The sequence below is a fragment of the uncultured Sphingomonas sp. genome (genome assembly GCF_964243315.1).
In the GTDB taxonomy this organism is placed as follows: Bacteria; Pseudomonadota; Alphaproteobacteria; order Sphingomonadales; family Sphingomonadaceae; genus Sphingomonas.
On sequence record NZ_CAXTEM010000046.1, the window covers coordinates 1 to 24,310 of the forward strand.

The 24,310-nt window shown below is 67.7% G+C and carries 26 protein-coding genes; 6 read left to right on the forward strand and 20 right to left on the reverse strand.

Going from position 1 to position 24,310, the window contains the following annotated elements; genetic code table 11:
• On the reverse strand, window positions 1–146 hold a 146-nt coding region (locus ACFE77_RS12305; protein WP_375421956.1), incomplete at its 3' end, for an S-adenosylmethionine synthetase N-terminal domain-containing protein.
• A 40-nt stretch (window positions 147–186) separates the two neighbouring features.
• Window positions 187–1,731, reverse strand: coding sequence for an apolipoprotein N-acyltransferase (gene lnt, locus ACFE77_RS12310; RefSeq protein ID WP_375421957.1), 1,545 nt, complete (start codon window positions 1,729–1,731; stop codon window positions 187–189).
• Window positions 1,732–1,994: 263 nt separating this feature from the next.
• Here lnt and ACFE77_RS12315 point away from each other — a divergent pair, with 263 nt between their 5' ends.
• Both ACFE77_RS12315 and ACFE77_RS12320 read left to right on the forward strand, forming a co-directional pair.
• Window positions 1,995–2,429, forward strand: coding sequence for a VOC family protein (locus tag ACFE77_RS12315; RefSeq protein ID WP_375421933.1), 435 nt, complete (start codon window positions 1,995–1,997; stop codon window positions 2,427–2,429).
• Entirely contained in the window at window positions 2,426–2,728 is a 303-nt protein-coding gene (locus ACFE77_RS12320; protein WP_375421934.1) for a polyhydroxyalkanoic acid system family protein, read from the forward strand. Before ACFE77_RS12315 ends, ACFE77_RS12320 begins: the two co-directional genes overlap by 4 nt.
• A 195-nt stretch (window positions 2,729–2,923) precedes the next feature.
• Here ACFE77_RS12320 and ACFE77_RS12325 read toward each other — a convergent pair whose 3' ends face one another.
• From ACFE77_RS12325 to ACFE77_RS12395, 15 genes are all read right to left on the reverse strand, one after another.
• The gene (locus ACFE77_RS12325) at window positions 2,924–4,267 is read right to left on the reverse strand and encodes a PQQ-dependent sugar dehydrogenase (protein ID WP_375421935.1); all 1,344 of its coding nucleotides are present in this window, start codon (window positions 4,265–4,267) and stop codon (window positions 2,924–2,926) included.
• 65 nt (window positions 4,268–4,332) lie between these two features.
• Window positions 4,333–5,241, reverse strand: coding sequence for a hemolysin family protein (locus ACFE77_RS12330; protein ID WP_375421936.1), 909 nt, complete (start codon window positions 5,239–5,241; stop codon window positions 4,333–4,335).
• A gap of 9 nt (window positions 5,242–5,250) precedes the next feature.
• Entirely contained in the window at window positions 5,251–5,760 is a 510-nt protein-coding gene (gene ybeY / locus ACFE77_RS12335) for an rRNA maturation RNase YbeY (protein ID WP_375421937.1), read from the reverse strand.
• Entirely contained in the window at window positions 5,757–6,167 is a 411-nt protein-coding gene (locus ACFE77_RS12340) for a type II toxin-antitoxin system VapC family toxin (RefSeq protein WP_375421938.1), read from the reverse strand. The genes ybeY and ACFE77_RS12340 overlap by 4 nt, the downstream gene beginning before the upstream one ends.
• Window positions 6,164–6,454, reverse strand: a complete 291-nt coding sequence (locus tag ACFE77_RS12345) for a hypothetical protein (protein ID WP_375421939.1) — start codon at window positions 6,452–6,454, stop codon at window positions 6,164–6,166. The genes ACFE77_RS12340 and ACFE77_RS12345 overlap by 4 nt, the downstream gene beginning before the upstream one ends.
• A 1-nt stretch (window position 6,455) precedes the next feature.
• Complete coding sequence (locus ACFE77_RS12350; protein WP_375421940.1) at window positions 6,456–7,448, reverse strand: PhoH family protein; 993 nt, start codon at window positions 7,446–7,448, stop codon at window positions 6,456–6,458.
• A gap of 244 nt (window positions 7,449–7,692) precedes the next feature.
• Entirely contained in the window at window positions 7,693–9,000 is a 1,308-nt protein-coding gene (gene miaB / locus ACFE77_RS12355) for a tRNA (N6-isopentenyl adenosine(37)-C2)-methylthiotransferase MiaB (protein ID WP_375421941.1), read from the reverse strand.
• A 66-nt stretch (window positions 9,001–9,066) separates the two neighbouring features.
• Entirely contained in the window at window positions 9,067–9,219 is a 153-nt protein-coding gene (locus ACFE77_RS12360; RefSeq protein ID WP_375421942.1) for a hypothetical protein, read from the reverse strand.
• Between the two features lie 83 nt (window positions 9,220–9,302).
• Window positions 9,303–10,016, reverse strand: a complete 714-nt coding sequence (locus ACFE77_RS12365; RefSeq protein ID WP_375421943.1) for a lysophospholipid acyltransferase family protein — start codon at window positions 10,014–10,016, stop codon at window positions 9,303–9,305.
• Between the two features lie 140 nt (window positions 10,017–10,156).
• Complete coding sequence (locus ACFE77_RS12370; RefSeq protein WP_375421944.1) at window positions 10,157–10,579, reverse strand: Fur family transcriptional regulator; 423 nt, start codon at window positions 10,577–10,579, stop codon at window positions 10,157–10,159.
• 66 nt (window positions 10,580–10,645) lie between these two features.
• Window positions 10,646–11,113 (reverse strand): GNAT family N-acetyltransferase, encoded by a 468-nt coding sequence (locus tag ACFE77_RS12375; protein ID WP_375421945.1) that lies wholly within the window; start codon window positions 11,111–11,113, stop codon window positions 10,646–10,648.
• The gene (gene tsaB / locus ACFE77_RS12380) at window positions 11,113–11,724 is read right to left on the reverse strand and encodes a tRNA (adenosine(37)-N6)-threonylcarbamoyltransferase complex dimerization subunit type 1 TsaB (protein ID WP_375421946.1); all 612 of its coding nucleotides are present in this window, start codon (window positions 11,722–11,724) and stop codon (window positions 11,113–11,115) included. The genes ACFE77_RS12375 and tsaB overlap by 1 nt, the downstream gene beginning before the upstream one ends.
• Window positions 11,725–11,728: 4 nt before the next feature.
• Window positions 11,729–12,322 (reverse strand): malonic semialdehyde reductase, encoded by a 594-nt coding sequence (locus tag ACFE77_RS12385; protein ID WP_375421947.1) that lies wholly within the window; start codon window positions 12,320–12,322, stop codon window positions 11,729–11,731.
• 28 nt (window positions 12,323–12,350) lie between these two features.
• The gene (locus tag ACFE77_RS12390) at window positions 12,351–12,923 is read right to left on the reverse strand and encodes a NifU family protein (RefSeq protein WP_375421948.1); all 573 of its coding nucleotides are present in this window, start codon (window positions 12,921–12,923) and stop codon (window positions 12,351–12,353) included.
• Window positions 12,924–13,131: 208 nt separating this feature from the next.
• Window positions 13,132–13,959: an aspartyl/asparaginyl beta-hydroxylase domain-containing protein gene (locus ACFE77_RS12395; RefSeq protein ID WP_375421949.1), complete on the reverse strand. Its 828-nt coding sequence runs from the start codon at window positions 13,957–13,959 to the stop codon at window positions 13,132–13,134.
• A gap of 128 nt (window positions 13,960–14,087) precedes the next feature.
• Between ACFE77_RS12395 and ACFE77_RS12400 the strand changes: the two genes are divergently transcribed.
• Complete coding sequence (locus ACFE77_RS12400) at window positions 14,088–16,988, forward strand: M16 family metallopeptidase (RefSeq protein ID WP_375421950.1); 2,901 nt, start codon at window positions 14,088–14,090, stop codon at window positions 16,986–16,988.
• A 164-nt stretch (window positions 16,989–17,152) separates the two neighbouring features.
• Here ACFE77_RS12400 and ACFE77_RS12405 read toward each other — a convergent pair whose 3' ends face one another.
• The 3 genes from ACFE77_RS12405 to ACFE77_RS12415 all read right to left on the reverse strand — a co-directional run bounded on the left by ACFE77_RS12405 (window position 17,153) and on the right by ACFE77_RS12415 (window position 21,795).
• A complete protein-coding gene (locus ACFE77_RS12405; RefSeq protein WP_375421951.1) occupies window positions 17,153–18,940 on the reverse strand; it encodes an AMP-dependent synthetase/ligase in 1,788 nt (595 codons plus the stop codon).
• A gap of 83 nt (window positions 18,941–19,023) precedes the next feature.
• Window positions 19,024–20,706 (reverse strand): gamma-glutamyltransferase, encoded by a 1,683-nt coding sequence (ggt, locus tag ACFE77_RS12410; RefSeq protein ID WP_375421958.1) that lies wholly within the window; start codon window positions 20,704–20,706, stop codon window positions 19,024–19,026.
• Between the two features lie 51 nt (window positions 20,707–20,757).
• Window positions 20,758–21,795 (reverse strand): quinone-dependent dihydroorotate dehydrogenase, encoded by a 1,038-nt coding sequence (locus ACFE77_RS12415; protein ID WP_375421952.1) that lies wholly within the window; start codon window positions 21,793–21,795, stop codon window positions 20,758–20,760.
• Window positions 21,796–22,013: 218 nt separating this feature from the next.
• On the opposite strand from ACFE77_RS12415, the gene ACFE77_RS12420 reads away from it, so the two are divergent.
• From ACFE77_RS12420 to ACFE77_RS12430, 3 genes are all read left to right on the forward strand, one after another.
• A complete protein-coding gene (locus ACFE77_RS12420; protein WP_375421953.1) occupies window positions 22,014–22,871 on the forward strand; it encodes a helix-turn-helix domain-containing protein in 858 nt (285 codons plus the stop codon).
• Window positions 22,872–22,959: 88 nt separating this feature from the next.
• Window positions 22,960–23,439: an SUF system Fe-S cluster assembly regulator gene (locus ACFE77_RS12425; RefSeq protein ID WP_375421954.1), complete on the forward strand. Its 480-nt coding sequence runs from the start codon at window positions 22,960–22,962 to the stop codon at window positions 23,437–23,439.
• A 1-nt stretch (window position 23,440) separates the two neighbouring features.
• Window positions 23,441–24,310 (forward strand): SufD family Fe-S cluster assembly protein (locus ACFE77_RS12430; protein ID WP_375421955.1); only part of this gene is annotated, 870 nt, incomplete at its 3' end.

Genomic DNA, 24,310 nt, shown 5'->3' on the forward strand with positions numbered 1-24,310 from the left:
GTGGTGGTCAGCGTCTCGCACGCGACCCGCGCCTCGGGATCCTTGGACAGGAACAGGTCGACGATCGAATCGCTGATCTGGTCGGCGACCTTGTCGGGATGACCCTCGGAGACCGATTCTGACGTGAAGATGAAGCTGCTGCGCATGGATCTCTCTAGTTGATATAAAGAAAGCTTTATATCTCCTCTACCGCGCACGCCGGCGGATGGCAACGGCCAGAACCGCGAAGAGCAGCGCCACCGCGGCGGCAGTGCGGTTGCCCATTCGCGCGAAGAAGGTCGGTTGCAGCGCCGGCGGGATCGGAACGTCGACGCCGCCCGCGGTCTCGTGCGGGATCTGCGCGACCAGCCGACCGTCCGCCGCGATCACCGCGGAAATGCCGGTCGGGGTGGCGCGGACGATCGGCAGCCCTTCCTCGATCGCGCGCATCCTCGCCTGCGCCAGATGCTGCGGCGGACCCCATTTGCCGAACCATGCATCGTTGGATGGGTTGAACAACAGCCGCGGCCGGTGCGCACGATCGACCACCTGCCCCGAGAAGATGATCTCGTAGCAGATTTGGATGCCGATGCTGCCGAACCCCGGCAGATTGAGATTGGCGGGTCCGGGACCGTCGTCGAAGTCGATGTCGCCGGGCACCAGCCGCGCCAGCCCGAGCGGCCTCAGCAGCCAGGGCAAGGGGAGGTACTCGCCATAGGGGACGAGGTGCGCCTTGTCGTAGCGACCCGCGATGCGCGCGTCCGGGGTGACCGCGAACACCGAATTGCTCGCCCCAACGACATCTTGCGCGGCATCGAACCGCAGCGCGGTGCCGCCGGTCAGCAGCAGGTCGCGGGGGCCCAGCAACCGCGCGAGACGCCAGCGGGTGAGCAATGGGCTGGCTCCGTCGTAGATATAGGACGGGTAGCCGCTTTCGAGGAAGTCACGCACCACGCCCTCGGGCCAGACGATCAGGCGCGGGACGGGGCCGGGCTTGCCCGACAGTTTCGACAAGGCGGTCAGCACGCGCTCGCCGTCTTCCTCGCCACGCTCGTTCTGGCTGATGTTGGGCTGGACGATCCTTACCAGTGGCGTGCCGGGGGCGGGGGGCGGCGCGTCGGTCCAGCGGGCGGAGGCGGCGGCGAAGGCGAGCAGCGCGGCGGTGACCGCGGGCACCGCGACGCGGCGGCGGACCAGCAGCAGCGACCCGGCGGCGAATACGGTGACGCCCGACAAGGCATAGGTGCCGATCCAGGCGCTCAACCGCGCGACACCGATCTTGGGCAGCCAGATTACGCCGAGCGGATCCCAGGCATAGCCGGTGAACAGCACCGATCGCAGCCATTCGGTCGCGATCCATGCCGCTGCGAAGGCCAGCGCATAGGCGGTGTCGGGGCGTTCGCCGCGGCCGAACCGCCAGGCGATCGCCGCGGTGAAGGCGGGGAAGATCGCGAGGTAGAGCGCCAGGCCGACCGCGGCGAAATAGCCGAGCACCGGTGGCATCTTGTCCTGGAAGTCGAACGCGTGCTGGAACCAATTGTTGTTGATCGTGAAATGCCCGACCCCGAACACCCAGCCGACCCAAAGCGCGCGCTGCCATGTCGCCGCCGCGTGCACGATCGCCATCCACAGGGCGAAGGCGGCGAGGGTCAGCGGCCAGAAGTCGAGCGGCGCGAAGCCGGTCGCGGCAACCGCGCCGAGCAGCAGCGACACGAGCGCGGGATAGCGGATCTTAGGAAGGGCGAGGGTCACGGCGCGGATATGGCGGGCGCGGAGCGCGGGGGCAACATCGCGCGTCACGGGCGTCTAGGCGAGAACTCTGCGGAGGTGGCTGACTTTGCCAAACACCTACGTCACCCCGGACCTGATCCGGGGTCCCGCTATCTGCGTAACCAATGGCTTCTGCTCGTGCGGGGAGCGGGACCCCGGATCAAGTCCGGGGTGACGAAATGGGTTTTGCGAAGGTCTCGTATAGGCGAGGTGACGATAGCGGCGCGGGAGCGTATCAACGCCCTATGACCCTACGACCTTTCCACCTCGCCTTCCCGGTCCACGATCTCGCCGCGGCGCGCGCCTTCTACGGCGGCACGCTCGGCTGCGCGGAGGGGCGATCGAGCGACCAGTGGATCGACTACGACTTCTTCGGGCATCAGATCGTCGCGCATCTCGATCCCGCCGCGCGCGCGGTCGCGGTCAGCAACGAGGTGGACGGGCATCACGTGCCGGTGCCGCATTTCGGCATCGTCCTGACCATGGCCGACTGGGAAGCGCTCGCCGCGCGCGTGGCGGCGGCGGGCGTTCCGTTCGGAATCGAGCCGCACGTCCGCTTCAAGGGCAAGGCGGGCGAGCAGGCGACGATGTTCTTTCGCGACCCGAGCGGCAACGCGCTGGAGTTCAAGGCGTTTGCGGATGACGCGATGTTGTTCGCGACCGAGGAGCAGACCGCATGAGCGCACCGATCGAACTCGATATCCCGCACAAACTGGGCAAGGCGGCGGTGCGCGAGCGGCTCGACGGCGGTGTCGGCAAGATCGGGCGGATGATCCCCGGCGGCGCGCAGGTCGTCCACCGCTGGGACGGCGATACGATGGTCTTCACCGTCGACGCGATGGGCCAGTCGATCAAGTCCACCGCGACGGTGTTCGACGACAAGGTCCACGCCTCGGTCGACCTGCCGGGGTTCCTGGGGCTGTTCGCGGGCAAGATCCGCGACGTGATCCAGGCGGAGGCGCCGAAGCTGCTGAAGTGAGTGGGGGTGTGCTCCTGCGTAGGCAGGCGTCCAGGGTTACTGAGCGCACCGATCTTGGCTCTAAGCTCCTGCGTGCGCAGGAGCACGGTGGGCTGTAGCAATACCTCTTTCCGTTCGTTTCGAGCATCGTTGAGAAACCGGCCCCAAGCGGCACGCAGGTTTCTCGACTTCGCTCAAAACGAACGGGTAGGGGGTTTACCGCGCCGCAACCTTCGCCGCAGGGCTCACCCGCCAGATGCGGTTGCCGACATCGTCCGCGACCAGCAGCGCGCCGGCCTTGTCGGTCGCGACTCCTACCGGCCGACCCTGCGCATTGCCCTCCTTGTCGAGGAAGCCGCTCAGCACGTCGATCGGCTTGGCATCAGCGGTGGGGAAGCCCGACGCCGCGAAGGGCACGAACACCACCTTGTAGCCCGACACCGGCTTGCGGTTCCACGACCCGTGCTCGCCGATGAACGCGCCGTTCGCGAACCGCCCGCCGAGCTTCGCATCGCCCGAGAACGTCAGCCCTAGCGCCGCCACGTGGGGCCCGAGCGCGTAATCGGGGCGCTTCGAATATTGCTGGAGCTGCGGATTGTCCTGCTCGACCCGGCTGTCCGGGTAGCCGCCCCAATAATACCAGGGCCAGCCGAAATTGTCGCCGAACTCGACCTGGGTCAGATAATCGGGGACGAGATCGGACCCGAGCATGTCGCGTTCGTTGACGACGGTCCACAGCCGGTTCGTCTGCGGGTTGATCGCCATCCCCTGCGGGTTTCGCAGGCCGGCGGCGAAGACGCGGTAGGTCTTCTCCTTTGGCCAGACCTGGAGGATGTTGGCGCGGTATCGCTCCGCCTCCAGCCCCTTTTCGGCAATGTTGGACGCCGATCCAACCCCGACAAGCAGCGTCTTGCCGTCGGTGTTGGGGATCAGCGTTCGTGCCCAATGGTTGCCGCCGCCGTTCAGCTTGACGACCATTTCGGGCTTCGCGGTCACCTTGGTCATGCCGTCGGTATAGGGGACGCGCACCAGCGCATCGGTGTTGGCGACGTAGAGCATGCCGTCCAGCAGCGTCATGCCCATCGGCGAGTTGAGCCCGGTCATGAACACCGACCGCGTCTCCGCGGTCCCGTCGCCATCGGCGTCGCGCAGCAGCGTGATGCGGTTGGCGGAGGGCACGCCCGCGCCGGCCTTGCCCATCAGCAGCTTCATCACGAAGCCCTGGATCCCCCCACCCTTGCGCGGCGGCGAATTGCTTTCCGCCACCAGCACGTCGCCATTGGGCAGCCGGTAGAGCCAGCGCGGATGATCGAGCCCGGTCGCGAAGGACTGCACCTTCAGCCCCGCCGCCGGGACCGGCGCCGCACCGTCGCGCCAGCCGACGACGTCGGCGACCTTCACCGTCGGAATGGTCTGGATGCGCGGATCGGAGATCGTCGGGCGCCGTCCGGTGACCTGTTCGGCGGGTAGCTTCGCAGTGTCCGGCCAGCCGACATAGACCGCGCCCGCGATGACGACGAGGACGATCAGACCGAGGACGATGAGGATATGTTTGCGCATACCGCCGAGATAGTCCGAGCGCCCGCCTCACACAAGAAAGGGTGGTTACGGGAACTCGCGCCGGGTCAGGCGTCTTCCTCCACCAGGACGACTGGCGGATGCAGCCGCAACCGGTGGATGCGGCGCTCGTCGGCCTGAGTGACCTCGAACTTCCAGCCGCTGGGGTGGAGCACGCAGGTGCCGACCGGCGGCACGTGCCCCGCCAGCACCGCGGTCAGCCCGCCGAGGGTGTCGACGTCGCTGTCGTTGTCGCCGAGGCGGGAGTCGACCAGCGCCGCCGCGTCCTCCAGCTCGGCGCGGGCATCCGCTTCCCACGCGCCGCCGTCGATCGGCACGAGCAGCGCCTCGGGCGCTTCGTCATGCTCGTCCTCGATCTCGCCAACGATTTCCTCGATCAGGTCCTCGATCGTGACCAGTCCTTCGGTGCCCGAATATTCGTCGAGCACCACCGCGAGATGGACATGGCTCGCGCGCATGTCGGCGAGCAGGTCGAGCGCACCGCGCGACATCGGCACGTAGAGCGGCTCGCGGATCAGCCCGGCGAGCGTCGGCGGATGTTCCGCGCCGGTCGCGAGGATCGCGAACACGTCCTTGATATGGATCATGCCGATGATCGTATCGAGCTCGCCGCGATAGACCGGCAGCCGGCTATGCCCCGCCTCCGCGAAGAGCCGGACGAGATGATCGAAGCTGGTCTGTTCCTCGACCGCGACGATATCGGCGCGGGGCACCCCGACATCGCCCGCGTCGCGCTCGCCGAAGTGGAGGAGGTTGCGCACCATCTGGCGTTCGAGCGGCGACAGGTCGCCCTTGGCGTCGGGGGCGGGATCGTCCTCGTGGCGATCGATCGCCTCCTCGAGCTGGTCGCGCAGCGTGTCGTCGACGCGTTCGCCGAAAATCAGGCCGCGCAGGCCGCGCCAGATGGAGTTTTCATGAGGGTCGCCGTTGCCGGCGGTACTTCGGTCCTCGGACATTGAGTTGGGTCAGTCCTCGCGTATCAGATAGGGGTCGCCGATCCCGAGCGCAGCAAGCGCATCGCGCTCGATCTCCTCCATCGCCTCGGCCTCGTCGTCCACCAGATGGTCGTAGCCTAGCAGATGCAACGTGCCGTGCACCAGCAGGTGTGTGGCGTGATCCTCCACCGCAATCCCGCGCTCCGCCGCCTCGGCGACGCACACGCCGTGCGCGAGGACGATGTCGCCGAGCAGCAATTCGCCGTCGTCCGAATTCTGGCTGACGGTGTCGAGCAGGTCGCGCTGGACCATCGGAAAAGACAAGACGTTGGTCGGCTTGTCCTTCTGCCGATACTGGTGGTTGAGCTGGCGAACCTCGTCGTCCGTGGTGAGCCGGACCGAGATCTCCACCGCGGCGGTCGTGGTCAGCAGCTCGCCATGCGTCGTCCGCTCGATTGCGGCAGCCGCGGCGCGCTTGGCGAGAGCGTCCCAATCGTGATCGGGCCACGGGTCTTCGCGGGTAAGTTCGATGTGGATCATGCGAGGGTCGCATCCGTCAGGTCGGTGTGAATGAAGTCGTCGCCCTTGAACAGGATCGCCGCGCGATGCCGGCTGGTGCAGGCATAGGCGAAACAATCGCCCATGTTCAGATCGGCCTTGTGCCGCCCCTTGCCGTACCGGTCATGGGCATCGGGCGCTGTTTCACCGACTGCCGCGTCGATGTCTACCAACCGGATCTCGGCGTCGCGTACGAAGTCCGCGACCAGCATGCGTGCTTCCGCAAAATCGAGACCGCGTACACGAGCGACCGAACGAACCGACTCCCAGATCGCCAAAGGTGACGTCAGCCGTTCGGTTTCCCATTCGATACGCCCGGCGAAGATGCGCGCTTCGGGTTCCTTGGCGATCATCGCCACCATCGCCGAAGCATCGAGGAAGACCGTCATAGGTCGTCATTCAGAGAGTCGTAGAACCTCTTGTCGGCCTTCAGGCCAGTCGGCAGTGGCAGCGGATGTGCGTTCCAGTAACGACGCAGCCATTCGGGTGCCGGTGAAGACGCGGAATGGCGGCTCGCGTAATCGTCGATGGCTAGCGCGACGATCTCCTGCATCGGCGTGCCCCGTTCGTCGGCGAGACGGGCGATGGTGCGGATCAGTTCCTCGCCCTCGATGAGGAAAGGAGCGGATAGAGCCTGTCGTTCGGCTCGGTCGGGGGGCGGCACGGGGGCATTCATCTCAGCTGCCCTCATACGCCTCGACAATGCGCCCGACAATCGGGTGGCGGACGACGTCGGCCGCGGTGAAGCGGGTCATCGAGATTCCTTCGACGCCCTCTAGTCGCGTGGTCGCGTCCGCCAGTCCCGATGCGCCGACGCCGCCGGGCAGATCGGTTTGGTTGGGATCGCCGCAGATCACCATCCGGCTGTTCTGGCCGAAGCGGGTGAGGAACATCTTCATCTGCGCAGGCGTGGTATTCTGCGCCTCATCGAGGATCACGAACGCCTCCGCCAGCGTCCGCCCGCGCATGAACGCGATCGGCGCGATCTCGATCTCGCCGCTCGCGATCCGCCGCTCGACCTGTTCGGCGGGCAGGCAGTCGTGGAGGGCATCGTAGAGCGGCCGCAGATACGGATCGACCTTCTCCTTCATGTCGCCGGGCAGGAAGCCGAGCCGCTCCCCGGCCTCCACCGCAGGGCGCGACAGGATCAGCCGCTGGACGCTGCCGGTGATCAGCTGCGCCACCGCCTGCGCCACCGCGATGTAGGTCTTGCCCGTCCCCGCCGGTCCGAGCGCGAAGATCATGTCGTTGGTCGTCAGTTCGCGCATATAGTGCGCCTGTGCAGGGGTGCGCGGCACGATCGTCTTCTTGCGCGTGCGGATCATGATCCCCGGCCCACGCTGGCCATCGGCGCTGATGATGCCGTCGAGCGTCGGCTCGGCAGCCATCGCGATCGATGCGTCGACCAGCCCGTTGTCGACATCCTCCCCGCGCTGGACGCGGTGGTAGAGATCCTGGAGCACGTCCCGAGCGGTCGCCACCTGTTCGGCGGTGCCCTCGAGCCCGACCTTGTTGCCGCGCGCGGTGATGTAGACGCCGAGACGGTTTTCGAGCGCCACCAGATTCTGGTCATATTGGCCGAACAGTCGCGCGAGCAACTGCGGCTTGTCGAACAACACCTCGACCCGCGAACGCTGGCCGGACTGAGCGGGGAGGGGCTTACGACTCATGCGATCCTTTCGGTGGTGGGACGGCAACGTAACGCGCAACGACGGACCGCGTGCCAACCTGCATCAGGTGTGGTGGCGAGGTGCTCGCTTCAAGCCGCGCCGATGCGGCGGCAGGGATCGTAAGTGAGTCGCGCAGGCGAAGCGTCATCGCCGGCGAGTGTGGCAGGCGTGACGATCATGGAACAGCGGTTTCTCGAGGACAGCGCCTCTCCGTGTTGCCGGCCAGGCCTCGGCCCGGTTTAGCTCAGGCGGCCACCCGCACCCGCTCGACGCCGGACAAGGAGTTTGGGTCGGCACGGACGAGATCGACCTCGACGATGTCGCCGATCGCGGCGTCGGTCAGGAGGTGGACCGATTGCAGCCATGGCGACTTGCCGAGCATCTGGCCCGGCAGCTTGCCGCGGCGTTCGATCAGCACCTCGCATCGACGACCGACGGTGCCGGCGTTGAACGCCTGCTGGTCGCGGTTGAGGGCAGCCTGGAGGCGTTGCAGGCGGTCGTCCATCACATCCTGGGGGATCTGCGCGGCCATGTCGGCGGCGGGGGTGCCGGGGCGGGGGCTGTACTTGAAGCTGTACGCCTGCGCGTAGGCGACTTCGCCGCAGAGCCGGACGGTGTCATCGAATTCGGCGTCGGTTTCGCCGGGGAAGCCGACGATGAAGTCGCCCGACAGCGCGATGTCGGGGCGGGCGGCGCGGACGCGGTCGAGGATGCGGAGATAGCTGTCGCGCGTGTGGCTGCGATTCATCGCGCGCAGCACGCGGTCGCTGCCCGATTGCACCGGCAGATGCAGGAACGGCATCAGCGATGCCACGTCGCGGTGCGCGTCGATCAGGCCCTGCGTCATGTCGTTGGGGTGGCTGGTGGTGTAGCGGATCCGGGCGAGGCCGGGCACGCGATCGAGCGCGCGGATCAGGTCGTGGAGGCCGCGATCGCCATCGGTCCAGGCGTTGACGTTCTGGCCGAGCAGCGTGATCTCGCGCGCGCCGACGTCGACCAGCGCGCGCGCCTCGTCCACGATCGCCGCGAACGGCCGGCTGACCTCGGCGCCGCGGGTATAGGGCACCACGCAGTAGGTGCAGAATTTGTCGCACCCTTCCTGCACCGTCAGGAAGGCCGACGGAGTCGCGCGCCGGCGAGCGGGGAGCGCCCCGAACTTCGACAGGATCGGCATGTCGGTATCGAGCGCGGCTTCCCCCGCCGCGGCCTTCGCGACCAGCGCAGGGAGGTTGTGATAGGCCTGTGGGCCGACCACGATGTCGACCTTGGCGCGCGCGACGATCTCTGCCCCTTCGGCCTGCGCGACGCAGCCGGCGATCGCGATCATCGGGTCCTTGCCGCCCTTGCGCAGCCGGCCGATGTCCGAATAGACTTTGTCGGTCGCGCGTTCGCGGATGTGGCAGGTGTTGAGGACGACCAAGTCCGCCGACGCCGCGTCCGTCGCCGGCACCAGGCCGTCCGCCGCCATCAGTTCGGCCATGCGATCGCCGTCATAGACGTTCATCTGGCAACCGAACGATTTGACGTGAAAGGTTTTCGGGTTGGGCTTCATGCGCCAGCCCATAGCGAAGAATCCCTCCCTCGCGAAGCGGGGAGGGACGCCTTCGTCAGGGACCGCTCAGAGACTGCGGCAGTAGCTACACCGTGGCAATCCGCCGGTGCCGGAGGAGCGGTTGTAGGTCTCGATGTTGTTGCCGGTCGTGCACTTGTTGTTGTCGTGGTGGACGCCGGTGCCGGGCAGTTTCGAGTGGAATGGTGATACCTTGGCCATGATCGTTTCTCCTGTTGCCCGTCAGGAGGTCGTAACGCCGGCGTATCGTCCGCGCTAAGTCGACCGCATCCATATCGGATGCATCAAGCCGCCTCGATCCGACGTCGTGCCTCGGCGGCGATCGCCTTTCGGCCCGGGTGATCGAGCGGATCGAAGGCGTCGAGGAAGGTCAGCGTCGCCACGAAGGTTCCTCTTCGGCGCAGTACGCGGAGCGCGTGGGACTGGCCGTGTTCGTCGCCGACCCAGGCGAGCTCGTCAGTCGCGGTGCCGTAATCGATGCGCACCGGCTGGACGAGCGTGCCGGCGGGCGGCGGATCGAGTACCGCGAGCAGGGCGGCCTTGAACGGCAACAAGGTACGACCGTCGCCGGTGGTGCCTTCGGGGAAGATCGTCACCGGCCACGCCGCGATCAGCGCCGCGCGGATACGGTCGATCTGGTCGGCGACTCGTAGCCGATCCTCGCGGCTGACGAAGATCGTGTGGTTCAACGTACAGAGCCAGCCGACCACTGGGACGCCGCGGAGCTCCGCCTTAGCGACGAAGGCGCTGCCGCTTGCGCCCGCGAGGAGGAGGATGTCGATCCAGCTGAGGTGGTTCGACACGAAGACCACGTCGCGGCGGCGGGGCGTGCCGACGATGCGCGCGCGGGCGCCGACGATGCGCGCCACCGTACCGAGGAAGAGCCGCGGCCAGGGCGAGGGTGCGCGGACGAGGCGCCAGATGCCGTGGAGGGGGAGGGCGATCAGCAGCGTGGTGATCATCGCGAGGAGGCGGAGGGTCAGGCGCAGGTGCGGCATCGTTAGTTACTTCGCCACCCCGGCGGAGGCCGGGGCCCAGGTGGGAGATGATGCCAACGGATCGTTGCGCTTCACCACGAGAGCCTTCCCACCTGGGCCCCGGCCTTCGCCGGGGTGGTAGAAGGAGGATGGCCGTCCTTTCAAACCTTGCGGTCGAGGCTGACGCCGTAGAGTTCCATGCGGTGATCGACGAGGCGGAAGCCCAGCTTTTCCGCGATCGATTTTTGCAGCTGTTCGAGTTCGGGATCGACGAATTCGATGACCTTGCCGGTCTCCACATCGATCAGGTGGTCGTGATGCGCTTCGGGCGAGGGTTCGTAGCGTGCGCGGCCGTCGCCGAAATCGTGGCGGTCGAGGATGCCGGCTTCTTCGAACAGGCGGACGGTGCGGTACACCGTCGCGATCGAGATGCCGGGATCGATCGACGAGGCGCGCTCATAGACCTTCTCGACGTCGGGATGATCCTCCGCCTCGGACAGCACGCGTGCGATCACCCGGCGCTGTTCGGTGATGCGAAGACCCTTTTCGTTACAAAGGGCTTCGAGGTCGATCTTGCGTGCCATCCATCTAGCCTACTCGCTTCGGCTTGTTGCGAAAAGCGAAAGCGACTCGCAACAAGCCGAGACCCTCTACAGGGCCCGCCGATAGGTGTGAGCGTCGTACACCTGGCCGGTCTTGCCCCGGTAATAGCCGCGGCGTTCGCCGACCTTCGCGAAGCCGTGCGCGGTGTAGAGCCTGACTGCATCGTTTCCGGCGCGAACCTCGAGATGCAGGTCGGCGACGCCGCCGGCGCGGCCATCGTCGACGATGCCGCGGAGCAGCGCGGTGGCGACGCCGCGGCGGCGATAGGTAGGATCCACGGCGAGCAGCAGCAATTCGGCTTCGTCCGTGACGCTGCGGACCAGCGCGAAACCCGCGGGCTGGTCGTCGAGCAGCGCCAGCGTCAGGCGGACGCCGGGCATCGCCATGACGCCGAGCGCCTGGCTGCGGGTCCATGCCTCGCCGAACCGAGGGTCGAACGCCGCCGCCATGAGCGTGTCGACCAGCGCGATGTCGCGCGCGTCACCGCTGCGCAGCATGATCGTCCGCGTCGCCATCACACCGGCGGCTTGGCATCGGGCGCGCGGCCGTAGATCGGGCGGGGCGGTAGGCCGCAGAGCGCGGGCGGCAGCAGCAGCACGTCCGCGGCGTCGGGAAGTGCGTCGCGCAGTTCCTGGGTCGCGTCGACCGCTTGGAGCCAGCGCAAGCCGTTGCCGATCGCCGGCCGTCCCGCGATCGCCAGCGCGGCGGCCTCGGGCCCGAGCGAGGCGAGATCGGCGAGCGGTGCCGGGCCGGGCGCGAACGACTGCATGAAGACCTCGCCATGCCCGCCTTCGATGACGACCGCAAGATCGTCGGTGGGCCGGTCGGCGAAGCCGCGAGCGGCGATCAGCGCGAGCGAGGAATAGCCGGCGACCTCGGCACCCCAGCCGAGCGCGAGTCCCCGCGCGGCGGCGATCCCGACCCGCAATCCGGTAAAGCTGCCGGGGCCGACATCGACCAGGATCCGCCCGGCGCGACCGCCGTCCGGCAGCGCCGCGATCATCGGGACCAGTCGTTCGGCATGCCCGCGCCCGACCACCTGATGCGCATGCGCGATCACGACGCCATACTCGACCAGCGCGATCGAGCAGGCGGCGGTCGCGGTGTCGATGACGAGCGTACGCACGCGATCAGGCGATCCGGTTGAACTTCCCGAACTCGGGCCGCGGACTGCGCGGATAGATCGAGGCCGGATCGCCATAGCCGAGGGTCGAGATGAAGTTGGTCTTCACCGACGGCGTGTCGGCGAAGAAGGCGGCGTCGACTTTGGCGGCATCGAAGCCCGACATGGGGCCGGTGTCGAGCCCGAGCGCGCGCGCGGCCATGATGAAATAGGCGCCCTGCAACGACGAGTTGCGCATCGCCGATTCGCGGCGGAGCGGCTCGTTGCCGGTGAACCAAGACTTGGCGTCGGCGTGGGGGAACAGTTCGGGGAGATGTACGTGGAACTCGATGTCCATCCCGATCACCACCGATACCGGTGCACCGAGGACCTTGGGTTTGTTCTGGGCGGAGCAGGCGTCGGCGAGTGTCGCCTTGGCCTCGTCGGACACGCACCAGACCATCCGCGCCGGCAGCTGGTTGGCCGAGGTCGGACCCCATTTCATCAGGTCCCATATGGCGTGGAGCTGATCCTCGCCGACCGCCTGATCGGTATAGCCGCAATAGGTGCGCGCAGTGCGGAACAGCGTGTCGAGCGCGCCGTCGTCAAGTCGGTTGGCCATGATCGTCTTTCGCGTGGAGTGTCGCGGATCAGACCGCGCGAACCTCGGTGACTTCGGGCACATAATATTTCAGCAGCTGCTCGATGCCGTTCTTCAGCGTCGCGGTCGACGACGGACAGCCCGAACAGGCGCCCTGCATCGCCAGGAACACCTTGCCCTTGTCGAAGCCGCGATAGACGATGTCGCCACCGTCGTTCGCGACCGCCGGGCGGACGCGGGTGTCGATCAGTTCACGGATCTGCGCGACGATGTCGGCATCCGCCGGATCGTCGGTCGGGATCGGATCGTCGCTGCCGACGCTGAACGATGCGCTGCCTTGCCGGAACAACGGCATGTTGGCCGAGAAGTGATCGAGCAGGATCGCGAGCACATCGGGCTTCAGCGACGACCATTCGGTGCCGGGCGCCGCGGTGACGGACACGAAATCGCGGCCGAAGAACACGCCGGTGACGTCGCCGAGCGAGAAGATCGCGTCGGCCAGCGGGCTGACCTCGGCCTCCTCGGGCGTCGCAAAGTCGCGGGTCCCCGCGTCCATCACGGTGCGGCCGGGCAGGAACTTGAGCGTCGCCGGGTTGGGCGTGGGTTCGGTCTCGATCAACATGCCTGCGCATGTGGCGCGGGCGAGGGGGCGGCGCAAGGCGTTCGGGGGAAAGGTAGGGTTTCCGGGGTGCGCGTGTACTCGCCGATCCACTCATTCCGTCATCCCCGCGCAGGCGGGGATCCATACTGGCCAGCCGCGCGGTTCCACAACGATGGCTTGCCGGTCTGGATTCCCGCCTTCGCGGGAATGACGGGATGTGGAGTGGGGATCAAACATCGAGCAGCTTCACCGCCGCGTTCCAGCTTGCGATGTTCGCGCGCGCTTCCTGCACGAAGGCGGAGCGGCGGACGATGCGGAGGAAGAGGTCGGCGATCCATTTGCCGGGGTTGCGCAGCGGGCGTTCGAACTGGACGAGCAGGACGACGCGGGTCTCCTCGGTGTCGTTCCATACCTCGTGCGGATAGGTGTCGTCGAACACCAGCGTCTCGCCCTCCGACCAGCGGACCACCCGGTCGTCGACCCGCATCCGCAGATTGCCTTCGCGCGGGACGATGAGGCCGAGGTGGCAGGTGATCAGCCCCTTGGTGACGCCGCGATGCTCGGGGATGTGAGTGCCGGGGGCGAGAATGGAGAAGAACGCGCTGTTGAGGCCCGGAATGCGTTCGACGATGTCGCGGGTACGCGGGCAACGCGCGAGATTGTCGTCGATCGGATAGCCATAGCCCCACAGGAAGAAGGACCGCCATTTGTCGACCTCGGCGATCGATCGGTGATCGGGCGAGATCGTCGCGAGGCTGGGCGATGCCTGACCGCGCAAGGCTACCGCGGTCGCCTCGTCGCGGATCGCCTGCCAATGATCGCGCAGCATCGCGGTCCAGGCGAAATGGCGGACGTCGAGCACCGGATCGTTGGCGACGATCGAGGACGACGCGATCAGCCGGTCGAAGATGCCGCGCAGATGCTTGCCGATGCGGATGATCAGCGGTCGACCGGGATCGGCGGCGAGCGTCGCGCCGGCGCGCGGTGACCCGGGGACGGGATCGAAATCCTGCAAGTACCGCGACCCCGCGATCGCCCGATCATTCCCGGCCGTCATTCTCAATTCCATCCGCGCCGATCGCGCACGGCAAGCCGCTAAGCCCGATATTGGTCGAAAACATGGCGATCGCATGGACATGGCGTGATCGCTGGCGGCTCGGCGCTTCCGCCGCTACAAGGCGGGCCATGGCGTTCCCCACTCGCGTACTCGCGTCCGTTCTGGCTTTATCGCTGACCTTCCCCGCCGCCGGCCCTGCCGCCGGTCAGGTCCGCAAATCACGTCCTGCCCGACCCGCGAAACCCGCGGCAGCCGCGGTGGTCGCGACGCCCAAGGTCGATACCGCGCCCTGGCTGTACAAGGGCAGCGACCTGCCGCCCGATCCCGCGTGGCAGTTCGGGACGCTGCCGAACGGCCTGCGCTTCGCGGTGCGGCGCAACCAAGTGCCGCCGGGGCAGGTGTCGATCCGCGTGCGCATCGACGCGGGGTCGCTCTACGAGAACGACAATGAGCGCGGTTATGCGCACTTCATCGAGCATCTGTCGTTCCGCGGATCGAAATACGTCCCCGATGGCGAGGCCAAGCGGGTGTGGCAGCGCTTCGGCGCGACCTTCGGGTCGGATTCGAACGCGTCGACCACGCCGACCCAGACGCTGTACAAGCTCGACCTGCCGTCGGCGACCGAGACGACGGTCGACGAGAGCCTCAAGATCCTGTCGGGGATGATGGAAAGCCCGGTGCTGACCGAGGCGAGCGTCGCGTCCGAACGCCCGATCGTGCTCGCCGAACAGCGCGAGCAGCCGGGTCCGCAGGTTCGCCTCGGCGACGCGGTCAACGCCACCTTCTTCGCCGGGCAGCCGCTCGCCGATCGATCGCCGATCGGGACGATCAAGATGCTCGAGGCGGCGACCGGTGCGAGCGTGAAGGCGTTCCACGATCGCTGGTATCGGCCGAGCCGCGCGGTCGTGATCGTCTCCGGCGACATGGATGCCGCGGTGCTCGCCAAGCTCGTTGTCCACAATTTCGCCGGGTGGCAGGGCGTCGGCCCCGCGCAGCCCGCGCCCGATTTCGGCAAGCCCGACCCGACCCAGCCGACGGTCGGGACGCTGGTCGAACCCGGCCTACCGCCGCTGGTGATGCTGACGACGCTGCGGCCCTGGGTGTTCAACAACGACACGCGGATCTTCAACCAGAAGCGCATGGTCGACACGCTGGCGACGCGGGTGATCAGCCGCCGGCTGGAACGCCGCGCGCGCGCCGGGGGGACGTTCCTCCAGGCCGACGTGTCGCTCGACGATCGATCGCAATCCGCCAACATGACGACGGTGACGGTCCTGCCGGTCGGCGACAATTGGGAGGCCGCGTTGAAGGACGTGCGCGCGGTGATCGCCGACGCGCAGGCGACCCCGCCGACCCAGGCCGAAGTCGATCGCGAATATGCCGATTACGACGCCGCGCTGCGCAATTCGGCGGAGACCGCGCGGGTCGAGGCGAGCGCCAAGCAGGCCGACGACATGGCCGGGGCGCTCGACATCCGCGAAACGGTGACCGCGCCCGACAACCAGTATCAGGTTTTGAAGGACGCCAAGGCGGCGGGGATGTTCACGCCCGACACGGTGTTCGCCGCGACCAAGCGGATCTTCGAGGGCGTCGCGACCCGCGCGTTCATCAATACCCGCGTCGCCGATGCGGGCGTCGCGGCGAAGCTGACCGCGGCGCTGAAGACCGACGTCACCGGGCTGGCGGGGAAGCGGACCGCGCAGGCCGCGGTCGATTTCTCGCGACTGCCCAAGCTCGGCGCGCCGGGCAAGGTCGCCAAGCATGTTCAGGTGGTCGATCTCCCGGTCGAGAAGGTCGAGTTCGCGAACGGCGTGCGGATGCTGTTGTTCTCCAACCCCGACGATACCGGGCGAGTGTTCGTCCGGGTGCGGTTCGGGTCGGGCTACAACGCGATCCCTTCGACCAAGCCGAGTCCGGCCTGGGCGGGCGACCTCGCGTTGATGGAGGGCGGGATCGGCGATCTCAGCCAGGACGATATCGACCAGCTGGTCGCCGGCCGGCAGATGGGGCTCGATTTCGGGATCGACGAGGATGCGTTCTCGATCGCGGCGTTGACCAGCCCGCGCGACTATGCGGACCAGCTGACGCTGATGGCGACCAAGCTCGCCGCGCCGCGCTGGGATGCGGCGCCGGTATTGCGCGCGAAGTCGGCGGCGCGATCGGCGATCCCGGGCTATGTCTCCTCGGCGGACGGCGTGTTGTCGCGCGATCTGGAGGGGCTGCTCCACGACGGCGACCAGCGCTGGGTGACCCCCGACGAGGCCAAGATCGCGGCGCTGACGCCGAAGAACTTCAAGTCGTTCTGGAAGCCTGCGATCGAAAGTGGGCCGATCGAGGTCGATGTGTTCGGCGACGTCAAGCCCGACGAGGCGATCGCGGCGGTGGCGCGCAGCTTCGGGGCAATGGCGCCGCGCAAGGTGGCGCGGAACGCGCCGCCGCCGGTGCGCTTCCCTGCGCACGTCGACACGCCGGTGATGCGGACGCATGAGGGCGCCGCGAACCAGGCGGCGGCGGTGATCGCGTGGCCGACCGGTGGCGGCAGCAGCGATCTTGCCGAAAGCCGCAAGCTCGAGGTGCTGTCGCAGGTGTTCAGCGACCGGCTGTTCGAGAAGATGCGGCAGGCGGCGGGCGCGAGCTACAGCCCGGGGGTCTCGAGTTCGTGGCCGAAGGGCCTTGCCGGCGGCGGACGGCTCGCGGCGATCAGCCAGATCGCGCCCGACAAGATCGACCTGTTCTTCCGCATGTCGCGCGAGATCGCGGCGGACCTGGCCAAGAACCCGGTGTCGGACGACGAGCTGCAACGCGTGAAGGGGCCGTTGCAGGAGCTGTATCAGCGCGCGTCGACGTCGAGCCTGTTCTGGCTGCGCGAGCTGTCCGGCGGGGCGTACGACGACAACCGGCTGGACGCGACGCGGCGGATCGGGCGCGACTTCGCGGCAGTGACGCCGGCGACGCTGCAGGCGACCGCGGCGAAGTATCTGGTGCCGGCGAAGGACTGGACGATGGCGGTGGTGCCGAAGGCGAAGTGAGCGCGCGCGAGCGCTTTCGGTTAGCCACCACGGCGGAGGCCGGGGCCCAGTCGGGGGCCAAAGGGTAGCGGAGCGATGCGCGTCGTCACGCACCTTCCCCACCTGGGCCCCGGCCTTCGCCGGGGTGGTAGCAGAGGGGGTTCGTCAGCGAGGTTCAGTCCACCTCACCCCTTGTACAATCCGTCCAGCCGCTCGCCATAGACCTGCTTCAGCACGTGGCGGCGGATCTTCAGCGATGGGGTGAGCTGTTCGTTCTCGATCGTGAACGGTCCGTCCGCCAGCACGAAGCGGCGGATGCGTTCGGTGACGGATAGGTCCTTGTTCACCCGCTCGATCGCGGCGGACAGCGCGGCGCGGTATTCGGGATGGGTGGCGAGGGCGGCGAAGTCGCAGCGATTGCCAAGGCGGGCGCACCATTCCTGAGTCCATTCGGGATCTGGCACGATCAGCGCGACCATATAGGGGCGGCGATCGCCCGCGATCATCGCCTGGACGATCTCGGGCTGGAGCGTCAGCATCCCCTCGACCTTCTGCGGGGCGACGTTGTCGCCCTTGTCGTTGATGATCAGGTCTTTCTTGCGATCGGTGATCGCGATCCGCCCCGCGGCGTCGATGTCGCCGATGTCGCCGGTGTGGAGCCAGCCGTTCTGGAGCACGCGCGCGGTCTCCGCGTCGTTGCGCCAATAGCCGTGCATGACCAGTTCGCCGCGGACCAGGATCTCGCCGTCATCGGCAATCCTGACCTCGGTATCGAGCAACGGCGGGCCGACCGAATCCATCCGCAGGCCGACCTTGGGGCGGTTGCAGGAAATCACCGGCCCCGCCTCGGTCTGGCCATAGCCTTGCAGGAAGGTGAGGCCGAGCGCCTGGAAGAACATTCCGACCTCGACGTTGAGCGGCGCGCCGCCCGAGATCATCGCCTTCAGCCGGCCGCCGAACTTGCGCGCGATCCTGGGTTTGAACAGCGCGCGCACCGCGAGCTGCCTCGGCCGGTCGATCAGGCGGACGCGGCCGTCATATTCGCGGGCGCCGATGTCGAGTGCCTGGGCGAGGAGATAGGCCGACGCGCCGCCCTGTTTCTCGATCGTCTTGATGATCCGAGCGCGCAGCACCTCGAACAGCCGCGGCACCACGAACATGATCGTCGGGCGCGTTTCCTCGATATTGGCGGCGAGCTTGTCGAGGCTCTCGGCGTAATAGATTTGGCCACCAAGCCCGATCGGCAGATGCTGCCCGCCGGTATGTTCGTAGGCGTGGCTGAGCGGGAGAAAGGAAAGGAAGACCTCGTCCTCCCAGCCGAAATCCTCCGAAATGGCGTTGGCGCAGCCCGCGACGTTGTGCAGGATCGCGCCGTGATGCTGCATCACCCCACGCGGGGCTCCGCCGGTGCCGCTGGTGTAGATGATGCAGGCGAGGTCATCGCGCGTAAAATCCGCCGCCGCTTCCGCATCGTCGACGGTGGTCGGGTGATCCGCGATCAGCTTGTGCCAGCTGTGGAAATCGAGGCCCGCGGAGGGCGCGCGCATGTCGTCGATACCGATCACGGTCTGCGCCTGGCTCGACCCCAGCACCGCGGGGAGCAGCGTCTTGGCGAGCTTGGCGGTCGACACGATCACCGCGCTGGCGCCCGAATTCTCGATGATGTGGCGGTGATCGCGTTCGGTGTTGGTGATGTAGGTCGGGACGGTGACGGCGCCCGCGGCCATGATCGCCAGGTCGCTCAGGCACCATTCGGGCCGGTTCTCGCTGACCAGCATCACCCGGTCGCCGCGCCGGATGCCGACCGCCTTCAGTCCCGCCGCGAGCGACGCGACCTGCCGCGCGGCGTCGGCCCAGCTGGTCGCCACCCATTGGCCGTCGCGCTTGATCCACAGGAACGGCGCGCCGCCCTTTTCTCTCGCGCGCACGAAGAACATCGTGACGAGATTCGGGAAATGTTCGAGCCTGCGCATCCGTCTCTCCTGTTCCCCTTCTTCCCGTACCGACGGAACAGGTGCTCGATGGCTGCTCCAGGCGAACGGACGAGGGTGTTGCTTTATTCGGTCAGCGCGGTGCCGACGCTGCGCGGATCGGCGGCGCCGACCCAACCCTTGGCGGTCTTCTCCGCGGCATTGGCCTTCAGCGGCAGCCGGCTCGCGGTCACCTTGTGGCCGAGCTTTTCCAGCGCCGGGATCATCGCTTCGAGCCGGGTGCCCTGTTCGACCACCAGACCGTCGCGATTGTAGTAGATCATCGGCTCGCCCAGCGCCTCACGCGCCGACAACCCCCAGTCGAGATGGGCGATCAGTGTCTTGGTGACCTGCATCGGGATGGTGCGCCCGCCCGCAGCGCCGACCGCGAACACCGGCTTGCCGTTCAGGTAGACGATCGTCGGCGCCATCGACGACAGCGGCCGCTTGCCGCCCTGGACGCGGTTGGCGACGGGCATGCCGTCACGTTCGGGCGCGAAGGTGAAGTCGGTCAGCTCGTTGTTGAGGACGTAGCCGCCCGCGAGCAGCTGGCTGCCGAACGGGCCCTCGACGGTCGAGGTCATCGTCACCACGTCGCCGTTGCGGTCGGTGGCAATGAAATGGGTGGTGGCGGGCACCTCAGACGAGGGCGCGCCGGTACGCGCGGGCGCGCCGGGGGGCGAGCCGGGCGCATAGGCGGCGAGCGAGGCATCGGTGCGGAGCGCGGCGCCGCGCTGGTTCAGATAGGCGCGGTTCGTCAGGCCGGCGACGGGCACGTCGATGAAGTCGGCATCAGCCATGTATTTGTCGCGATCGGCATAGACCTGCTGCATCGCTTCGCCGATCAGATGCCACGCGACCGGCGAGTTGCGCCCCAGCTTCTTGAGGTCGAAGCGCTCGAGCATCGTCAGCACGCCGATCACGGTCGTCGCCCCGGCCGAGGGCGGGCCCATTCCGCAGATCCGGTATTGCCGATAGGCGCCGCACACCGGCGGCCGTTCCTTGGCGCGGTAGGCGGCGAGGTCGGCCGCGGTCATGTCGCTGGGCGAGACCTTGCTGCCGGTCGCCGCGGCGAGCAGGACGCGCGCATTCTCGCCCGAATAGAAGGCGTCCGCGCCTTGATCCGCGATCGTCCGCAGCGTCTTCGCGAGCGCGGGGTTGCGGATTGTGGTGCCGACCGCGAGCGGCTTGCCGTCGGCGCGGTATTGCTGGCGGATCGCGGGGAAGTCGCCCCAGAGCGGCGACATGTTGGTCGTCGCGTTCGCCATCGGCGGGGTGACGGCGTAGCCGTTCTCGGCGAGCGCGATCGCGGGGGCGAACAGCGCCTTCCACGGCAGCTTGCCCCATTTGCTGGTGGCGAGCGCCATCAGCCGGATGTTGCCCGGCACGCCGACGGACTTGCCGCCCGCGAACGCCTGGCGGAACGACAGCGGCTGCCCCGCGGCATCGACCCAGCGGCGATCGGTCGCCGCCATCGGCGCCTTTTCGCGGCCGTCGATCGTGTCGATCCGGTTGGTCTTGCCGTCGTTGTGGACGAAGAAGCCGCCACCGCCGATGCCGCTGGATTGCGGCTCCACGACCGTCAGCGCGAGCATCATCGCCATCGCGGCGTCGGTGGCGCTGCCGCCCTGGCGCAGGATCGTCTGTCCGGCTTCGGTCGCGCGCGGATCGGCGGAGGTGACCATGCCCGGGGTCCGGACAGGCGCCTTCGCCGCGGCGATCGTCGGCGCGGCGAGCGGAATCGTGAGCGCGAGCAGCGCGTTGAGCATCTTCATCGCGAGCGACCCTAACGGGCTTTGCCGGGCGGGCAAGACGCTACGTCAGCTGGCTCCAACCGCGTCCGCGACATGCGCGAAGCCGTCGCGTGCGAGCAGCGCATCGAGGTCGCGAAGCAGGCGGGCCGGCATCCCCGGACCTTCATAGGCGAGCGCGGAATAGAGCTGCACCAGGCTCGCCCCGGCGCGGATGCGGGCATAGGCTTCGGAGGCGTCGCCGATACCTCCCGCGGCGATCAGCGGAAGCGCGCTGCCGGTCGCGGTCCGGAAGTCGGCCAGCCGTTCGCGCGCAAGCGCGGCGAGGGGCGCGCCGGACAAGCCGCCGGCCTCGGCCGCATTGCGCGATCGCAGCGTCGCCGGGCGGCCGATCGTGGTGTTGCCGATGATGATCGCGTCGATGCCCGCGTCGATCGCGGCACGCGCGACCTCGTCGATCGCGGCATGATCGAGATCGGGCGCCACCTTCAGGAACAAGGGCGTGGTCCCGCGCACCTCGACGCAGGCCGCCAGCAACGCGGCCAGCGCGGCGCCGTGCTGGAGGTCGCGCAGGCCCGGCGTGTTCGGGGAGCTGACGTTGATCGTTAGATAATCCGCATGCGGTGCGGCGGTCCGGACGCCGTGGACATAGTCGGCGATCCGGTCGGTCGCATCCTTGTTGGCGCCGACGTTGATGCCGAGCACCCCGCGCCGGCGCGCCGCGATCACGCGGGGCAGGGCGTCGGCCAACCCGCCATTGTTGAACCCCATCCGATTGACGATCGCGCCGTCCTCGCGAAGGCGGAACAGGCGCGGGGTGGGATTGCCGGGCTGCGCCAGCGGGGTCAGCGTCCCGATCTCGACGCTGCCGAAGCCCAGTGCGAACAGACCGTCGATCGCGCGGCCGTCCTTGTCGACGCCCGCGGCGAGCCCGAGCGGATTGGCGAAGTCGATCCCCGCGACTCGGGTCGCGAGCCGCGGCGACGGCGCCGCGGACCGCGCGAACGCCGGACCGGTCATCGCCCAAGCGCCGAGCGCGGCGATCGTCATCTTGTGCGCGGTTTCGGCGTCGATTGCGAACAGCACGGGGCGCAGGGGGAAGGCCATGGCGCTCCCATCGCATCGTGCCGGCGGCGCGTCAAAGCCGCCGCAACGGGCCGATCCGTCGTTTCCATGCAATACGTAGCCGTAGGATTGCGCCTAATTAGTCTTGCGACCCAGGAAGCGACCTTCGGGGGGCTTCCACCTAGGCCCGGCCTCATGGCCGGGCCGCTTTTTCATTGCGGCAAAATGCGCTATGGAAGACATCGACGGGGGTCGGCGACATGGGCGACATTCAGCTGGATTACGTGATCCCGGGGGCCGGCCTGGCGCCTTACGTGACGCTGTTCTACCGGTTCCGCGCCGACGTCCCCCGCTTCGACGACACCGAGCGCGCCGATCATGCGCAGTTGCGGTTTCGTCTCTCGGGTGGCGAGGCGGGATATCTGTTCCCCGACGGCAGCGAGCAGGCTGCGGGTAGCAATCACATCCTGGGCCCGACCACCGGCGCGGTGCGGACCCGTGCGGCGGGCCCCGTCCACGTCTTCGGCATGGGACTGACCCCGCTCGGCTGGTCGACGATGATCGGCAACAACGCATCGGTGATGGCGAACCGGGTGCTCGACGCCGACGCGCTATTCGGGCCGGAGGTGGGAAGCACCGCGCTGGCGCTGCAGGGCGACGCCGATGCGGAGGCGATGGCAGTGACCGTCGCGCCCCTGCTGCGATCGCTGGTCGGCGGCGTCGAACATCGCCCTGCGCTGGCGTTCGTGCGGGCGGTGGATACCTGGCTCGCCGGCGCCTTCTCGCCAGAGATCGACGATCTGGCGACCGACACCGGACTGTCGCGGCGGCAGGTCGAACGGCGCTGCAACGCGGTATATGGCGCGCCGCCCAAGCTGCTGGCGCGCAAATACCGCGCGTTGCGCGCCGCGGTGGCGCTCGCGAAGCACGATGCCGATGTCGACGCGCTAATTGCCGACGGGTTCTACGATCAGAGCCACATGATCCGCGAGATCAAGCACTTCACCGGGCTGACCCCCGGCCAGGTCCGCGCCGAGATCGCGCCGCTGACCCAATTGACGATGGACGGCCGCCGCGCGCTGGGCGGCATGGTCCATCCGATCATCAGCGAGACCTGATGGCGGCGATTTGCCGCGCCGCAGCAGGTTGACGGAAGCGCCCTCCACGCCCATCTACAATCGGACTGAACCGATCCGATTGGAACCCATGCGTCTTTCCAGCCTTGCCGACTATGCCGTCGTGATGATGTCGGCCGCGGCCCGCCATTGCGGCGGGCATGCGCGGCTGAACGCGACGCTGCTCGCGGGCGAGACCGGGGTGCCGCTGCCGACCGCGCAGAAGCTGGTCAGCCGGCTGTCCGCGGCGGGGTTGCTCGAAAGCGCGCGGGGCACCGGTGGCGGCTTTCGGCTGGCACGACCGCCGTCGATGATCACGCTCGCCGATATCATCGAAGCCGTGGAGGGGCCGATCGCGCTCACCTCCTGCGTCGACGAGGCCAACCACGACTGCGCGATCACCGGCAATTGCCGCGTCAAGCCGCATTGGAGCGTTGTCAACAACGCGGTGCGCGGGGCGCTCGCCGGCGTGTCGTTGGCGAGCCTCTCGTCTTCGCCCGCGCCGATCAAGTCCGGCATTATACCGACATCACCCCACAGGACCCCCGCCTTCGCGGGGGAACGAGGATAATATGGCCACCCGCAACGCCGAAGCCTACGCCGCCGCGAACAAGACGTATGAATGGGGTTTCTCCTCGGACATAGAACAGGAATTCGCGCCCAAGGGGCTGAGCGAAGACACCGTCCGCTATATTTCCGCCAAGAAGGGCGAGCCCGCCTGGATGCTCGACTGGCGGCTGAAGGCGTTTGCGTTGTGGCAGACGATGGAGGCACCCGACTGGGCCAAGCTCAACGTGCCGCCGATCGACTACCAGGACGCGTATTACTACGCCGAACCCAAGGCCAAGCCGAAGCTCGGCAGCCTGGACGAGGTCGATCCGGAGATCCTGCGGGTCTACGAGAAGCTCGGCATTCCGATCTCCGAACAGAAGATGCTCGCGGGCGTGGTCGATCCCGATGCGCCGCCGCAGCGCCGGGTCGCGGTCGACGCGGTATTCGACAGCGTGTCGGTGGCGACGACGTTCCGCAAGGAGCTCGAGGCCGCGGGGGTGATCTTCCGGTCGATCTCGGAGGCGATCAAGGAATATCCCGATCTCGTCCGTAAGTGGCTGGGCAAGGTCGTGCCGCAGCGCGACAACTACTTCGCGACGTTGAACAGCGCGGTCTTTTCCGACGGGACGTTCGTCTACATTCCCGAGGGCGTGCGCTGCCCGATGGAGCTGTCGACCTATTTCCGGATCAACGCCGAGAATACCGGGCAGTTCGAACGGACGCTGATCGTCGCGGACAAGGGCAGCTATGTCAGCTACCTTGAAGGGTGCACCGCGCCGATGCGCGACGAGAACCAGCTTCACGCCGCGGTGGTGGAACTGGTCGCGCTCGACGATGCCGAGATCAAATATTCGACCGTGCAGAACTGGTATCCCGGCGACGAGAACGGC